The sequence below is a fragment of the Streptomyces sp. NPDC043876 genome (assembly GCF_056435825.1).
On the sequence record NZ_JBWKDV010000002.1, the window covers coordinates 640,434 to 655,198 of the forward strand.

15 protein-coding genes and 1 pseudogene are annotated in these 14,765 nt (G+C 73.4%); 7 read left to right on the forward strand and 9 right to left on the reverse strand.

Features of this window, described 5'->3' with window-relative positions; all coding sequences use genetic code 11:
* Positions 1 to 131: 131 nt before the first annotated feature.
* Positions 132 to 881, reverse strand: a complete 750-nt coding sequence (locus AC0693_RS08015) for a bifunctional DNA primase/polymerase (protein ID WP_478801248.1) — start codon at positions 879 to 881, stop codon at positions 132 to 134.
* Positions 882 to 1,107: 226 nt separating this feature from the next.
* Between AC0693_RS08015 and ddaH the strand changes: the two are divergent.
* Positions 1,108 to 2,037: pseudogene (gene ddaH, locus AC0693_RS08020) on the forward strand (dimethylargininase); the annotation flags it as partial.
* Positions 2,038 to 2,073: 36 nt separating this feature from the next.
* Here the strand turns inward: ddaH and AC0693_RS08025 are convergent.
* Together AC0693_RS08025 and AC0693_RS08030 are read right to left on the reverse strand one after the other, a co-directional pair.
* Positions 2,074 to 3,138: a small ribosomal subunit Rsm22 family protein gene (locus tag AC0693_RS08025; protein WP_478801249.1), complete on the reverse strand. Its 1,065-nt coding sequence runs from the start codon at positions 3,136 to 3,138 to the stop codon at positions 2,074 to 2,076.
* A gap of 9 nt (positions 3,139 to 3,147) precedes the next feature.
* Positions 3,148 to 4,446, reverse strand: a complete 1,299-nt coding sequence (locus AC0693_RS08030) for a multidrug effflux MFS transporter (RefSeq protein WP_478801250.1) — start codon at positions 4,444 to 4,446, stop codon at positions 3,148 to 3,150.
* A gap of 118 nt (positions 4,447 to 4,564) precedes the next feature.
* Between AC0693_RS08030 and AC0693_RS08035 the strand changes: the two genes are divergently transcribed.
* The 3 genes from AC0693_RS08035 (at position 4,565) to AC0693_RS08045 (ending at position 6,905) form a co-directional block, all read left to right on the forward strand.
* Positions 4,565 to 5,326, forward strand: coding sequence for an SDR family oxidoreductase (locus AC0693_RS08035; RefSeq protein ID WP_468471556.1), 762 nt, complete (start codon positions 4,565 to 4,567; stop codon positions 5,324 to 5,326).
* 149 nt (positions 5,327 to 5,475) lie between these two features.
* Complete coding sequence (locus AC0693_RS08040; protein ID WP_478801251.1) at positions 5,476 to 6,342, forward strand: PhzF family phenazine biosynthesis protein; 867 nt, start codon at positions 5,476 to 5,478, stop codon at positions 6,340 to 6,342.
* Positions 6,339 to 6,905: a GNAT family N-acetyltransferase gene (locus tag AC0693_RS08045; protein ID WP_478801252.1), complete on the forward strand. Its 567-nt coding sequence runs from the start codon at positions 6,339 to 6,341 to the stop codon at positions 6,903 to 6,905. Before AC0693_RS08040 ends, AC0693_RS08045 begins: the two co-directional genes overlap by 4 nt.
* Positions 6,906 to 6,930: 25 nt before the next feature.
* Here AC0693_RS08045 and efeU read toward each other — a convergent pair whose 3' ends face one another.
* Genes efeU through efeO form a run of 3 tightly spaced genes read right to left on the reverse strand, consistent with a single transcriptional unit; the run spans position 6,931 to position 10,247 of the window.
* Positions 6,931 to 7,767: an iron uptake transporter permease EfeU gene (efeU, locus tag AC0693_RS08050; RefSeq protein ID WP_478741805.1), complete on the reverse strand. Its 837-nt coding sequence runs from the start codon at positions 7,765 to 7,767 to the stop codon at positions 6,931 to 6,933.
* 18 nt (positions 7,768 to 7,785) lie between these two features.
* Positions 7,786 to 9,063 (reverse strand): iron uptake transporter deferrochelatase/peroxidase subunit, encoded by a 1,278-nt coding sequence (efeB, locus tag AC0693_RS08055; RefSeq protein WP_478801364.1) that lies wholly within the window; start codon positions 9,061 to 9,063, stop codon positions 7,786 to 7,788.
* 47 nt (positions 9,064 to 9,110) lie between these two features.
* A complete protein-coding gene (gene efeO, locus AC0693_RS08060; protein ID WP_469336437.1) occupies positions 9,111 to 10,247 on the reverse strand; it encodes an iron uptake system protein EfeO in 1,137 nt (378 codons plus the stop codon).
* A 308-nt stretch (positions 10,248 to 10,555) separates the two neighbouring features.
* Between efeO and AC0693_RS08065 the strand changes: the two genes are divergently transcribed.
* Positions 10,556 to 11,224 (forward strand): PhzF family phenazine biosynthesis protein, encoded by a 669-nt coding sequence (locus AC0693_RS08065; protein ID WP_356411118.1) that lies wholly within the window; start codon positions 10,556 to 10,558, stop codon positions 11,222 to 11,224.
* 67 nt (positions 11,225 to 11,291) lie between these two features.
* Here AC0693_RS08065 and AC0693_RS08070 read toward each other — a convergent pair whose 3' ends face one another.
* Positions 11,292 to 11,939, reverse strand: a complete 648-nt coding sequence (locus AC0693_RS08070; RefSeq protein WP_478801253.1) for a biliverdin-producing heme oxygenase — start codon at positions 11,937 to 11,939, stop codon at positions 11,292 to 11,294.
* A 146-nt stretch (positions 11,940 to 12,085) separates the two neighbouring features.
* The gene (map, locus tag AC0693_RS08075; RefSeq protein ID WP_356411124.1) at positions 12,086 to 12,943 is read right to left on the reverse strand and encodes a type I methionyl aminopeptidase; all 858 of its coding nucleotides are present in this window, start codon (positions 12,941 to 12,943) and stop codon (positions 12,086 to 12,088) included.
* A gap of 58 nt (positions 12,944 to 13,001) precedes the next feature.
* Here map and AC0693_RS08080 point away from each other — a divergent pair, with 58 nt between their 5' ends.
* A complete protein-coding gene (locus tag AC0693_RS08080) occupies positions 13,002 to 13,247 on the forward strand; it encodes a hypothetical protein (RefSeq protein ID WP_356411127.1) in 246 nt (81 codons plus the stop codon).
* 44 nt (positions 13,248 to 13,291) lie between these two features.
* On the opposite strand, the gene AC0693_RS08085 is transcribed toward AC0693_RS08080, so the two are convergent.
* On the reverse strand, positions 13,292 to 13,894 hold the full coding sequence (locus AC0693_RS08085) for a hypothetical protein (RefSeq protein ID WP_478801254.1): 603 nt from the start codon (positions 13,892 to 13,894) through the stop codon (positions 13,292 to 13,294).
* A gap of 94 nt (positions 13,895 to 13,988) precedes the next feature.
* Here AC0693_RS08085 and npdG point away from each other — a divergent pair, with 94 nt between their 5' ends.
* On the forward strand, positions 13,989 to 14,693 hold the full coding sequence (gene npdG / locus AC0693_RS08090) for an NADPH-dependent F420 reductase (protein ID WP_356411132.1): 705 nt from the start codon (positions 13,989 to 13,991) through the stop codon (positions 14,691 to 14,693).
* Positions 14,694 to 14,765: the final 72 nt, after the last annotated feature.

Below are 14,765 nucleotides of genomic sequence, written 5' to 3' on the forward strand. Positions count from 1 at the left end.
GGTCTGGGCGGAGCCCAGGACGACGGGCGGCAGGCGGCGTTGGTCCTCGGCCGCGGGCTGTCGTCCCGGGCTCCGCCCGGACCCGCGCCTCAAACGCCGGCGGGGCTGGAGGTGGCTGCCCGGGGGTGGGGTCAGCGGCCCAGGGGCCAGGCTACGGCTTGGGGGGTGTGGGGGGTGGTGCCCGCGTACTGGGCGCAGGCGTCGGTCAGGGTCTCCAGGAGGGTCAGGGGGTCCGGGAGGCCGTGTTCCATGCCGCGGATCCAGCTGACCGCGAAGTCACCGGGCAGGACGGCCGGCGGAACCAGGACGTAGCTGCCCCGGCAGTGCCACCGCAGCCCGGGGTGCTCGTCCATGGTCTCGGGATGGCAGTCCAGCTCGCACGGCCACCACTCGTCCTCGTCCTCCGGCGTCCCCCGCGTCGCGGTGAAGAAGAGCATCCGGGCGTGGTCGCCCGTACCGCCGGACTCGGCGACCGGTCCCACGTCGACCCCGGCGGCCAGCAGCCGCTCCAGCGCGCTGCGCCCGGCTTCGAGGGGGACGTCCAGCACGTCGTGGACCATGCCGGTCGCGGTGATGAAGTTCGCCTCGGGCTGGTTCCGGGCCCAGCGTTCGACCTGCGCGCGGTCGGTGGTCGACTGCGTCTGCCAGGCGAAGGAGACGGGGTGGCGCGCGGGGGTCGGACAGCCGACGCGGTCGCACGAACACCGGTACCCGGCGGGATGGGCGGCGGGGGAGAGCGGCAGACCCGCGGCGGCGACGGCCAGGAGCAGCGCTTCACGCTCGCGCCCGGGATCTTCGGCGGCCGCTTTGGACCGGCGGCGCAGCCACCGGGACATCCTGCTCTGCGGACCGCGCGTGACGCGGTCGGACTCTGACCCCATCTATCCCCTCACCTCACCGTTACCCCGGCAGATCCCACCATGGTCCCACCATCCTGCGCCCCGGATGACCGCGCTCCCCGGCCGGGGGTCACCGGACGAGGGCCTCCGTTCCGTCAAGAACCGCCACAGAACGGCTCATTCGAGCCATCGGTTCCCGGCCGTTCGCGCACAGGTACGCCCCGGTGACTTTCGCCACCACCCCGCTCCGGCGCCCGCGCCACGGACACGCGTCCGGAAAACCACCCCATCGGTCCACTGCGCGCCCTTCCCCGAGGAGAGACGATTCTCTTCACACTCGGATCACGTCCGCCGTGAGGAGCTTTCTTTGCGCAGAGACGCCACACCCCGGCGTTACCTGATGTGCCCACCCGCGCACTTCAAGGTCACGTACTCGATCAACCCGTGGATGGATCCCACGAAACCGGTCGACCTGCCCCTCGCCCTCGCCCAGTGGGAAGACCTGAGGGACCGTTACCGGTCCCTCGGCCACACCGTCGAGACGCTCCGGCCGCAACCCGGCCTGCCCGACATGGTCTTCGCCGCCAACGGCGCCACCGTCATCGACGGCCGCGTCCTGGGCGCCCGCTTCGCCTATCCGGAACGCACCGCCGAGGCCCAGGCGCACCTGGACTGGTTCAGGGAACACGGCTTCACGCAGGTGCACGAGCCCTCCCACATCAACGAGGGCGAGGGGGACTTCGCGGTCACCCGGTCCTACATCCTCGCGGGCCGGGGCTTCCGCTCCAGCCCGCTCTCCCACGACGAGGCCCAGGAGTTCTTCGGCCGCCCGGTGATCGGCCTCGACCTGATCGACCCGCGCTACTACCACCTGGACACCGCGCTCTGCGTCCTGGACGGCGACGAGGTCATGTACTACCCGGAGGCCTTCTCGCCCGGCAGCCGGTCCGTCCTGCGGCGCCTCTTCCCGGACGCGCTGCTCGCGTCCGGCGAGGACGCGGCGGCCCTCGGGCTCAACGCGGTCTCCGACGGCCGGCACGTCCTGCTCCCGCAAGCGGCGGCGGGCCTGTTGGCCCCGCTGCGCGCCCGGGGATTCGAGCCGGTCCCGATGGACCTGACCGAACTGCTCAAGGGCGGCGGCAGCGTGAAGTGCTGCACCCAGGAGCTGCGCCCGGCGGTCGAGGAGGCGCCTGCCTAAGCCGGCTCAGGGCGTCCCAGCCCGGTTCAGCCCGGCTCAGCCCGGCTGGACCGGCGGCCATTCCTGGCCCCAGTCGGCGTCCCGCGCCGCCTTGTACAGGTCACCGTGGCGCTTGGTCACGGTGACCCGGGACAGGCCCGGCCCCGGCGCGGCGGCTTCGACGGCCGCGCCGACGGTCGCGTCGGAGGCCGCGTCGGAGGCCGCCGGTCCGCCGCACAGGTCCAGCAGGACGAGCCCCTTGCGGATCTGCGGCCTGCGCGTGATCCGCGCGGTGGCCGGGACCGCCGGGACCCGGGTCGCGGCGACGTAGCTGAACTTCTCGTCCTCGTAGGCCAGCGAACCGCCCTTGACCTGGCGGTGCAGGGAGGAGCGGCTGACCCGCGCGGAGAAGTGGCACCAGTCCTCGCCGACCACGACCGGGCAGGTCCCGTCGTGCGGGCAGGGGGCCGCGACCCGCAGGCCGGCCGCGATCAGCAGGTCGCGGGCCTCGCGGACGCGCAGGTACCCGTCGGGCGTGCCCGGCTCGATGATCACCACGGTGCCCGCCGCCCGGGCCGCCTCGGTGACCACGGCGGCGCGCGCCTGCGGGGTCAGCTCGCCCAGTACGTACGACACCGTCACCAGGTCGGCGTCGGGCAGCTCCAGTCCCGCCCCGATCACCGCACGCCGCCACTCGGCGCCGCGCAGCGCCTCGGAGGAGGAGGATCCGGCCAGTTCCCGGCCCAGGGTCAGCGCGGGCTCGGCCCAGTCGAGGACGGTGGTCGTGCGGGGCCCCTCCCAGGTGGCGTCGACCGCCCAGGCCGCCGCCCCGGTGCCGCCGCCGACGTCCACGTGCGAGGCGGGCGCCCAGCCCGGGGCCGCCGTCGCCAAGGCGTCCAGGGCCGCCCGTACCGCCTCGAAGGTCGCCGGCATCCGGTACGCCGCGTACGCCGCGACGTCGGAGCGGTCGCGCAGGACCGGGGCGTTCGTCGGCGTCTGCCCGCGGTAGTTGGCGATCAGCCGCTCGACGGCGGCCGTGGCCTGCTTCGGCGGGAGACCGTCGAGCAGCCCGCCCAGTGCGGAGCGGAGGGTGTCGGCGGAGGTGGGTACGGAGGGGTTCACCCGCTGAGTTTACGGCGCCACCGCGACCAGGGGCTCCCGCGGCCGCCAGGGCCGGCACATGCCAAGGAAGCAGGCGGCGGAGAGCAGCGAGCAGGCCAGCTGGACGACGGCCATCGGCACCGCCGTGTGCTCGCCCGCGATCCCGACGAGCGGCGAGGCGACCGCGCCGACCAGGAACGAGGAGGTGCCCAGCAGGGCGGAGGCGGAGCCCGCCGCGTGCGGGGTCCGCATGAGCGCCTGCGCGTTGGTGTTGGGCAGCAGCAGGCCCATCGCGGACATCAGCACGAAGAGGGCGGCCGCGACGGGGAGGAGCCCGGCCTTGCCGAAGACCCCGCTCGACATCACCAGCAGCGCCACCGAGGCGGCCGTGATGACCGCCAGGCCCACGGCGAGCGCCTTGTCCAGGCTGACCCGGCCCACCAGCAGCTTGCCGTTGATCTGGCCGACGATGATCAGGCCGACGGAGTTGACGCCGAAGAGGAGGCTGAACTCCTGCGCGGAGGCGCCGTAGATCTCCTGGATCACGAAGGGCGAGGCGGAGATGTAGGAGAAGAGGACGGCGAAGGCGAAGCCGCCCGCCAGGGTGTAGCCCGCGAAGACCCGGTCGGCGAGCAGTCCGCGCATGGTGTGCAGGGCCGCGCCGACGCCGCCGGTCTGGCGGCGCTCCGGCGGCAGGGTCTCGCCGAGGCCGCGCCAGACCAGGACGGTGAGCAGGGCGCCGACGCCGGTCAGGACGAGGAAGACCCCGCGCCAGTCGGCGAAGCGCAGCACCTGGCCGCCGACGAGCGGCGCGACGATGGGGGCGGCGCCGGATATGAGCATCAGGGTGGAGAAGAACCGGGCCATCTCGACGCCGTCGTAGAGGTCGCGCACGGAGGCCCGCGCGATCACGATCGCGGCGGCCCCGGCGAGGCCCTGGAGCAGCCGGAAGCCGATGAGCAGCTCGATGGTGGGCGCGAAGGCGCAGGCGGCGGTGGCCAGGACGTAGACGACCATGCCGGTCAGCAGCGGGGTGCGACGTCCCCACTTGTCGCTCATCGGGCCGATGACCAGCTGGCCCAGCGCCATGCCGACGAGGCAGGCGGTCAGGGTGAGCTGGACGGTGGCGGCCGGGCTGCTCAGGGAACTGGTGACGGCGGGCAGGGCCGGCAGGTACATGTCCATGGACAGCGGGGGGAGGGCGGTGAGCCCGCCGAGGACGAAGGTGACGAGCAGCCCGGTCCGGCGGGCGGCGGCGACGGCGGCCGTCGTGGGGGCCGCGGGGCCGCCGGTGGGTGTGGGGACCGTCGCGGGACCTCTCTCCGGCATACGAAACTCCGTCTTCTCGTCGCTCTTCTTGTCGTTTCATCACACCCTGGCCGCTCCATGTTCTCAGCTGTCGGAACGTCCGGGGGACGGAGCGGGGGCTGACGTACATTGCGGCTTCATGAACGCAAGCACGAAGAAGACCGCCGTGGTGACCGGGGCGGGCTCGGGCATCGGGCGTACGGTCGCCCTCGCCCTGGCCGGTGCGGGCTGGAGCCTCGCCCTGGCGGGCCGGCGGTCCGGGGCGCTGGAGGAGACGGCCGCGGCGGCGGGGGCCGGGGCGGACGTCCTGTGCGTGCCGACGGACGTCAGTGACCCCGGTGCGGTGGACGCGCTGTACGCCGCCGTGGCCGAGCGGTACGGGCGCCTCGACCTCCTCTTCAACAACGCGGGCACCTTCGGGCCGGGCGGGGTCGCGCTGGAGGACATCACCTACGAGGCCTGGAAGCAGGCCGTCGACGTCAACCTCACCGGGTCCTTCCTCTGCGCGCAGGGCGCCTTCCGGATGATGAAGGAACAGGACCCGCAGGGCGGCCGGATCATCAACAACGGCTCCATCTCGGCGCACGTGCCGCGGCCGAACTCGATCGCCTACACGGCGACGAAGCACGCCATGACCGGGCTGACGAAGTCGCTGTCGCTGGACGGGCGGGCGTACGGGATCGCCTGCGGGCAGATCGACATCGGGAACGCGGCGACCGAGATGACGGAGCGGATGCGGACGGGGATCCTGCAGGCCGACGGGCGGCTGGCGGTCGAGCCGGTGATGGATGCGGGGGATGTGGCGCGGATGGTGCTGCACATGGCGGAGCTGCCGTTGGGGGCGAACGTGCAGTTCGCGACGGTGATGGCCACCGCGATGCCGTACATCGGGCGCGGCTGACCTCTGCCTGCGGCTCGGCTTCCCGGGCGCTGCCCGGACCCGCGCCTCAAACGCCGGCGGGGCTGAAGTCCAGCCCGCCCGGCGTTTGAGGGCCCGCCGGAGGCACCTGGGGCGGGAATGCGTGGTCGGGGTGGGGGGTTGAGGCGGGCATGACGAACGAAGTGCTTCGGTACACCGCTTTTTCCGCCGACCCCGCAGGGGGGAATCCCGCCGGGGTCGTGCTCGACGCGACCGGGCTCGGGGACGCGCGGATGCTGGAGATCGCCGCCGAGCTGGGGTACAGCGAGACGGCGTTCCTCACCGCCCCGCCCGAGTCGCTCGCCGCCCCCGACGGCCGCGCCTTCACCGTCCGGTACTTCAGCCCCAAGGCGGAGGTCTCCTTCTGCGGCCACGCCACCATCGCCGCGGCCATCGCCCTGGCCGAACGCACCGGCCCCGGCGAACTGGTGTTCGCGACCCCGGCCGGAACCGTCCCCGTCTCGGTGCAGGCGGTCGACGGCGGCCTGCGCGCCACCCTGACCAGCGTCGAGCCGCACCTGGAGGAGATCACCGCGGACGATCTCGCCGAGGCGCTGGCCGCCCTGGACTGGCCCGCCGCCGACCTCGACCCCGCCTTCCCGCCGAAGATCGCCTACGCCGGGGCCCGGCACCTGGTGCTCGGGGCCGCCACCCGCGCCCGCCTCGCGGACCTCTCGTACGACTTCGCCCGGCTGGAGGCGCTGATGCGCCGCCTGGACCTCACCACGGTCCAGCTCGTGCACCGCGCCGCACCCGACGTCTTCCACGTCCGCGACCCGTTCCCGGTCGGCGGGGTGGTCGAGGACCCGGCCACCGGAGCCGCCGCGGCCGCCTTCGGGGCGTACGCGCGCGAGCTGGGCCTGGTCCCCGCCGACACCGACACCGTCCTGACCCTGCACCAGGGCGCCGACATGGGCCGCCCGGGCGTGCTGAGCGTCGAGCTGCGGGCGGGCGACCCCCGCGTCCGGGTCGGCGGCACCGGAGCCCGCATCCCGTGACGATCGCGACCTACGCCGAGGCCGACCTGCCGCCCGCGCTCGCCGCGCAGGCCGCCGCCCTGGAGGCGCGGGCCTGGCCCGGCGCCGCGCCCGGCCACGACCCCGCGCTGGCGCCCCGCACGATGCTGCTCCTGGACGCGGCGGGGGCGGTGGCCGCGGCCCTGACCCTGCTGCACAAGGAGATCCGGCACGCGGGGCGCACGTACCGGGCCGCCGGGCTGAGCGCGGTCGTGACCCGGGAGGACGTGCGCGGGCGCGGCCACGGCGGCCGTCTGGTGGCGGCGGCGCGGTCCGCGCTGGCGCTGCGGCCGGGGCCGGACCTGGCCCTGTTCAGCTGCGACCGCGGCCTGGCCGCCTTCTACGAGGCGGCCGGTTTCCGGCGGCTGCCCGGGGCCGTGCTGGTCGGCGGAACCCCGCAGGACCCGCTGGCCACGGACGCGCCGGGCTTCGACAAGGTGGTGCTGGCCGATTTCTTCGGCCCGACGCACGAGGCCGACCCGGCCGCCGCTTTCGCGGGGACGCGGATCGGCCTGTATCCGGGCACGGTCGACCGGCTCTGGTAGCCGCGGCCGACCGGCTCCGGTGGTGCTACCTGTCGGCGCCCACGGGCGTCTTCCCCGGCGCGGGGGACTTCGCCGAGTAGAGGAAGAGCGCCAGGACGGGCACCAGGTACAGCGCCCACACGCAGAGCTGGAGCACGGTCGGGTCCGGCTGGAAGTTGAACGTCCCCTTCAGCAGGGTGCCGTACCAGCTGTCCGGCGGGACCGCCCCGGTGACGTCGAACGCCCTGCTGTTCAGGCCGGGCAGGAAGTCCGCCTCCTGGAGGTCGTGGACGCCGTACGCGAGCACGCCCGCGGCGACGACGACGAGCATGCCGCCGGTCCACTTGAAGAACTTCGCCAGGTTGATGCGCAGCGCGCCCCGGTAGAACAGCCAGCCCAGCACGATCGCCGTGCCGATGCCGAGGAGCACGCCGATCAGCGGGCCCGCGCCGTCACCGGCCGCGTGCACCGAGCGCCACACGAACAGCGAGGTCTCCAGGCCCTCCCGGCCGACCGCCAGGAACGCGGTCGTCACCAGCGCGCCGGTGCCCATCGCGAGCGCGGCGTCGAGCTTGCCCTGGAGCTCGCTCTTCAGGTGCCGCGCGGTGCGCTTCATCCAGAAGACCATCCAGGTCACCAGGCCCACCGAGATGATCGAGAGGCTGCCGCCGATCGCCTCCTGCGCCTGGAACGTCAGCTCCGAGGTGCCGAACTCCAGCCCCGCGCCGAAGGCCAGGGACAGTGCGGCGGCCAGGCCCACGCCGAGCCACAGCGGCCCCAGCCTGTCCTTGTTGCCGGTCTTCACCAGGTAGGCGATGAGGATGCAGACCACGAGGCTGGCTTCCAGCCCCTCGCGCAGCCCGATCAGGTAGTTGCTGAACACGTCGGTTCCTTCCCGGCCCTAGGCGAACAGCGTCCGGCCCCACCAGTCGTCCTTGTCGCGGACGCCCGGCGGGACGGCGAAGACGGCCGAACCCACGTGCTGGATGTATTCGTTGAGCGCGTCGTTCTTCGACAGGCTCCGCTGCACCGGCACGAACCCCTTGCGGATGTCGCGCTGGTAGGCCAGGAAGAACAGGCCCGCGTCGAGCCGGCCCAGCCCGTCCGTGCCGTCGGTGAAGGAGTAGCCGCGGCGCAGGATCGTCGCGCCGTTGTTGCTGTCCGGGTGCGCGAGGCGCACGTGCGCCTCCGGCTTCATGGCCTTCAGGAACGGCTCGTCGCGCTCCTTGGCCTTGCCGACCGGCGCGCCCTCGCCCTTGTCGCGGCCGAAGACGTCCTCCTGCTCCTGGAGGGAGGTGCGGTCCCAGGTCTCGATGTGCATCCGGATGCGGCGGGCCACCAGGTACGAGCCCCCGGCCATCCAGTCGCTGCCGTCGCCCGCGGCCGCCCACACGTGCTGGGCGAGCGCCTTCTCGTCGGTGCCCGAGACGTTCCGGGTGCCGTCCTTGAAGCCCATCATGTTGCGCGGGGTCTGCGCGTCGGGCGTCGTGGAGGAGGTCTTGCCGAAGCCCAGCTGCGACCAGCGCACCGCGATCTTGCCGAAGCCGATCCGGGCGAGGTTGCGGATGGCGTGCACCGCGACCTGCGGGTCGTCGGCGCAGGCCTGGACGCACAGGTCGCCGCCGGAGCGGGCCGGGTCCAGGTTGTCGCCGGGGAACAGCTCCAGGTCCACCAGGGCGTCGGGGCGCCTGCCCTCCAGTCCGAAGCGGTCCTTGGCGAACAGGCCGGGGCCGAAACCGATGGTCAGGGTCAGCCGGGACGGCTTGAGGCCGACGGCCTCGCCCGTGTCGTCCGGCGGGGCCTGCGCGAGGCCGCCGAAGGCGCCCTCGCCGACCGCCTGGCCGGCGGTCATCAGGCGGGCCGCCTCGGTCCAGTCCTTGAGCAGCTTGACCAGCTCGGCGCGGTCCTTCGTCGTCACGTCGAACGCGGCGAAGTGCAGCCGGTCCTGGACGGCGGTGGCGATACCGGCCTGGTGCTCGCCGTGGAAGGGCACGGCCGCGCCCGCCGCGGCCGCGGGGACGGCGTCGGAGCCGCCGCTCAGGGCCGCGACCGTACCGCCCGCCGCGGCGGCGCCGAGCGCGAGCCCGGCACCGCCCCAGCCGAGGACGGCACGGCGCGAGGGCGCCGCGCCCTTGCCGGTGGCGGTGTCGGCGGCCGGGGCGGCGTCAGCGGCGCTCATGGAGCCGGGTGCCTGGTCGGGGGTCGGGTCGGTCATCGGGGCCTCCCTTACTTCGTGACGGCGGCGGCGAGCTTGGAGAGCGGCTCGGCCAGCGCGTTCACGCCGTCCGAGAGCTCCTTGCGCTCGGGGGCGCCGACCTTGTCGTACGAGGTGAACTCGTAGCCCGTCTTGTCCGCGCGGTACTTGTCCAGCAGCGTGTTCAGCGCCGCGAACTGGGTGTCCAGCTGCTGGGCGAGCGCCGGGTCGTTCTTGGCGGCGGTCGTCTTCAGCAGTTCGTACGCCTTCTGCGCTCCCTCGACGTTGGCCTTGAAGTCGACCAGGTCGGTGTGGCTGTAGGTCTCCTCCTCGCCCGTCACCTTGCCGGTGGCGACCTCGTCGAGGAGCTCCTTGGCGCCGTTGGCCATCGAGGTGGGGGTGATCTCCGCGGTGCCGACGCGCTTCTGCCAGTCGGTGAGGTCGGTGATCAGCTGGTCGGCGAGCTTCTTCTCCTCGTCACCGATCTTGTTGTCGGCCCACAGGGCCTTCTCCAGGCGGTGCCAGCCGGTCCAGTTCTGCCCGGCCTCCAGGCCGTCCTGACGGACGTCGACCTTCGGGTCGATGTCGCCGAAGGACTCGGCGACCGGCTCGGTGCGCTCCCAGCCGATGCGGGAGGGGGCGTACGCCTTCTTCGCGGCCTCGACGTCGCCGGCCTTGACCGCGTCCACGAAGGCCTGCGTCTTCGGGAGGGTCTCGTCGGCCTGCGCCTGCGCGTACTTGCGGTACTCGGCGACGGCCGCGTCCAGCTCGGGGCTGCGCTTCACGGCGCCCTCGCCGGTGACCTTGAGCTTCTGGCGGATGCCGTCGCCCTTCATGCCGGGCTTGCAGGCGACCTCGTAGTCGCCGGGCTTGATCTCGGCGGTGATGGAGGCCTTGGTGCCCGGGCCGATGTTCTCCTTCTCGGTCACGATGCGGCCGTCCGGGAAGAAGACGTACAGCTCGGTGACCTTGGAGCCCTTGTTCTCCACCTCGAACTGCACCTTGCCCGAGGGCGTCTCCTTCTTGGAGACGTCACAGGCGGTGTCCGAGGCGGCGACCTTGATCGCACCGTCGCCCGCGTCGTTCTTCTGGGCGCAGCCCGTGACGGCGGTGAGCGCGGCCACGGCGGCGGCCGCGGTGACGACGGTGAAGCGGGCGGCGGATCGCATGGAGGCTCCTGGCGAAAAGGCGAAGGCTGGGTGAGGCGGACCTAACTTAACCGAGGCTTACCTGACCGATGCCCGCTCGTCCAGTGATTCAGCTCTCATTGGCCGATGCCGGACACGGGGCCGTCACAACGCCCCCATGGGTACCCCATGGCCGGGTCAAGTGCGGGTCAAGTCCGACGGGCGCGTCAGGGCGCCGAAGGCACCGCCCGAGGCACCGTCCGAGGCACCGTCCGAGGCACCGTCCGAGGCGCCGCCGGAGCTGCCGCCGGGGGGCGGGCGGCGGCCCGCGCCCGTGCTTGAATGCCGTCGTGAACGATCTCGACGTACTCAGGGTGTTCTGCGCGGGTGACGGGCGGTTCGGCAACCTGCTCGGCGTCGTGCGCGACGGCGGCAGCTGTCCCGACGACGCGTCCCGCCAGGCGCTCGCGGCGGAACTCGGCTACAGCGAAACGGTGTTCGTCGACGACCCCGAACGCGGGATCGTCGACATCCGGACCCCCGGCACCCGGATGGCCTTCGCCGGGCACCCGCTCGTCGGGGTCGCCTGGCTCCTGGACATCGAGGAGCTGCGGCCGCCCGCGGGCGCCGTGTGGGCGCGCGACGACGGCGAGTTCACCTGGATCACCGCCCGCGCCGAATGGGTCGAGGGCAAGCGGACCGAGCAGTACGCGAGCGCGGCCGAGGTCGAGGCGCTGCCCGCCCCGCCGCCGGGCGAGGGCTGGCTGTACGCGTGGGCCTGGGAGGACGAGCCGGCGGGCCGGGTCCGCGCCCGCGGTTTCCCGCGCCGCCCCGACGGGGCGATCGCGGAGGACGAGGCCACGGGCTCGGCGGCGCTGCTGCTGACGGCCCAGCTGAACCGGGCGCTGAACATCACCCAGGGCGCGGGTTCCCAGATCCTCACCGCCCCGGGCCCGGACGGCACGATCGACATCGGCGGCCGGGTGCGCTTCGCCGCGCAGTCGCCGGGCGGGAACTGAGCCCCCGCCCGGGCGGCCGCCGCGCACCGGCGCCGCCCCGCGGCGGGCGGCTCGGGCGCTGAGCGGCTCAGGCGCTGAGCGGGAAGCGTTCGCCCAGTTCGCGGAAGACGGCCCCGTTGAAGTCGAAGGCCCGTTTGCACTCGTCGACGATCCGCTGCTTCTCCAGGTCGTCCGCGTCGATGGCGTCCAGGAGTTCGCGGTAGCTCCGCTTGAAGGCGGCCGGGTTGGCGATGGCCTCGAAGACGTAGAACCGGACGCCGTCGCCCTTGCGTGCGAAGCCCCAGGTGCGCTCCGCCTTGTCGCGGATGATCTGGCCGCCGGAGAGGTCGCCGAGGTAGCGGGTGTAGTGGTGGGCGACGTACCCGCCGGGCCACTCGGCGGCGCAGGCGGCCACCCGGTCGGCGTACGCGCGGGTCGCGGGCAGCGCCGCGACGCGCTCGCGCCAGCCGGGGCCGAGGAGGTGGGCCAGGTCGCGCTCGATCTCGGGGACGCGCATCAGTTCGGGCCGGATGAACGGGCCCGCGACCGGATCGTCCTGAAGGGACCCGGCCGCGTCCTCCAGCGCCCGGTACACGAACCAGAGCTGCTCGGTGTAGCGCGCGTAGGCGTCCACACCGAGCCGGCCGCCGAGCAGGTCGCTCATGAAGGACGAGGTCTCGGCCTCCGTGTGCTGCGCGTGGGAGGCGACGCGGATGACCGTGGAGAAGGTGTCCAAGGCGGACCTCCGGGGGCCGGGGGCGGGCGGGCGTGCGCCGGGTCCTCCTGCTCGGGCTGACCCGAGCCGGTCGGTTGCCGACGCCCTGTCGGTAAAAAGGTACGCCGTACCCGCCGCCCTGTCACCGGCGCCTGCCGCGCGCCCGGCTACGGCAGCGTGAGGATGTCCGCGCCGGTGTCCGTCACCGCCAGCGTGTGCTCGAACTGCGCCGTGCGCTTGCGGTCCTTCGTGACGACCGTCCAGCCGTCCTTCCACATGTCGTACTCGTGGGTGCCCAGCGTCAGCATCGGCTCGATGGTGAAGGTCATGCCGGGCTCGATGACGGTGGTGGCGTGCGGGCTGTCGTAGTGCGGGACGATCAGGCCGGAGTGGAAGGACGAGTTGATGCCGTGCCCGGTGAAGTCCCGGACCACGCCGTAGCCGAAGCGCTTGGCGTACGACTCGATGACCCGGCCGATGACGTTGATCTGGCGGCCCGGCTTGACGGCCTTGATGGCGCGGTTCAGCGCCTCGCGGGTGCGCTCCACCAGCAGGCGCGACTCCTCGTCGACGTCGCCGCACAGGTAGGTGGCGTTGTTGTCGCCGTGCACGCCGCCGATGTACGCCGTGACGTCGAGGTTCACGATGTCACCGTCGCGCAGCACCGTGGAGTCCGGGATGCCGTGGCAGATGACCTCGTTGACGGAGGCGCAGAGGGACTTGGGGAAACCGCGGTAGCCCAGGGTCGACGGGTAGGCGCCGTGGTCGCACATGTACGCGTGCGCGACCCGGTCCAGCGCGTCGGTGGTCACCCCGGGGGCGATCAGCTTGGCGGCCTCCTCCATCGCCCGGGCGGCGATGCGGCCGGCGATGCGCATCGCCTCGATGGTCTCGGCCGTCTGCACCTCGGGCCCGGTGTACGGAGTGGGCGCGGGCTTGCCCACGTACTCGGGGCGGCGGATGTTTCCGGGAACGGAAAGGGCGGGGGAGAGCTCGCCTGGAACGAGCAGTGACTGGCCAGACATGCGAACGAGTGTATCCAGCGGGGATCGGGCAGCATGGCGGCACAGGAAGGAGCGCCGAATGGCTCTGTTCAAGAAGCGTCAAGTGGGCAAACCGGGCGAATGGTATTACTGCCTCGTCCACAAGAAGGTCGAGGAGGGGCCGGACTGTCCCGCCAAGGACCGCTTCGGGCCCTACGCCACGCCCGAAGAGGCCAACCACGCGATGGAGACCGCCCAGGAGCGGAACCTGGAGTGGCAGAACGACCCCAAGTGGAACGACGCGTCCCGGGAGGAAGGGGAGGGAGAGGCCCGGAGCGCGCCGTAGGTCCCGGAACTCCCGCAGGACCCGGCCCGACCCGCGCCGCCCGGCTACCAGCGGCTGGGCGGCGGCGCGGTCAGCTGCTCGGCCAGCCGCGCCAGCCGGTCCCGGAAGCGGCGCGGGGTGCGCTGCGCGGGCACGCTGTTCTCCCCGGCCGCCGCGCTGACCAGGTGCGCCGCCGTGTCCAGGTCCAGCTCCGCGCCGTCGGGCACCGACAGCGCGTCGTGCGCCAGCGCGGCCAGCTCCCGGTCCCCGCCGTCCAGGGACAGGACGGTCGCCCCCGCGCGCCGCGCGTCGTGCACCCGCTCCAGCAGCCCCGCGCCGGGCCGCTGCGGAGCCACCACCAGCAGCGTGTGGCCGCGCCGGGCCGCCGCCAGCCGCCCCAGGCCCACCGACAGGTGCGGCGGCTCCCCGGGCAGCACCCGGTGACGCACCAGCGTCGGTGCCAGGGCGGGCAGTCCCGACCAGGCCGCCTCGTCGACGAGGTGGGCGGCCAGGTGCCAGGGCTCGTACTCCTCGGTGCCCACCAGGAGCAGGTTCCCGCCCGCCGGGACCACCGAGGCGCGCAGCGCTCCCGCGAAGCGGCGGGCGGCGGCGGGCCACTGCGTGCCGGCGAGCACGTCGCGCAGCAGGGAGACTCTGACGGCATCCATGGGCGGCATCCTGCACCACGGACGGAGCAACCGGGGGCGTCCGGCGCACGCTCACCCGTTCGGCCTTGAGCTACCCGGCAGTACCCTCGCCCTCATGACTTCCACAGACAGCACCCAGAAGGCTCCGGCGAAGGACCCCCGGGACCTGCCCGACGTCTCCGGCCTGGTCGTCGGCGTCCTCGGCGGCACCGGGGACCAGGGCCGCGGCCTCGCCTACCGGCTCGCCCGGGCGGGCCAGAAGGTGATCATCGGCTCGCGCGCCGCCGACCGGGCCGGGGCCGCCGCCGCGGAACTGGGCCTCGGCGTGGAGGGCGCGGACAACGCCGAGTGCGCCCGGCGCAGCGACATCGTCATCGTCGCGGTGCCGTGGGACGGCCACGCCAAGACCCTGGAGGCGCTGCGCGAGGAGCTGGCGGGCAAGCTCGTCGTCGACTGCGTCAACCCGCTCGGCTTCGACAAGCAGGGTGCCTACGCGCTGAAGCCCGACGAGGGCAGCGCCGCGCAGCAGGCCGCGCTGCTGCTGCCGGACTCGCGGGTAACCGCCGCGTTCCACCACCTGTCGGCCGTCCTGCTCCAGGACGCGTCGGTGGAGGAGATCGACACCGACGTGATGGTCCTCGGCGAGGTCCGCGCCGACACCGACATCGTCCAGGCCCTCGCCGCCCGCATCCCGGGCATGCGCGGCGTCTTCGCCGGGCGGCTGCGCAACGCCCACCAGGTGGAGTCCCTGGTCGCCAACCTGATCTCGGTCAACCGCCGCTACAAGGCCCACGCGGGCCTGCGCGTCACGGACGTCTGAGCGCCCGGGGCGTACGGGCGCCCCGGCCGCCCGAACACGGCGGCGGCCGGGGGCCCGTACGCCCGCGCCCGG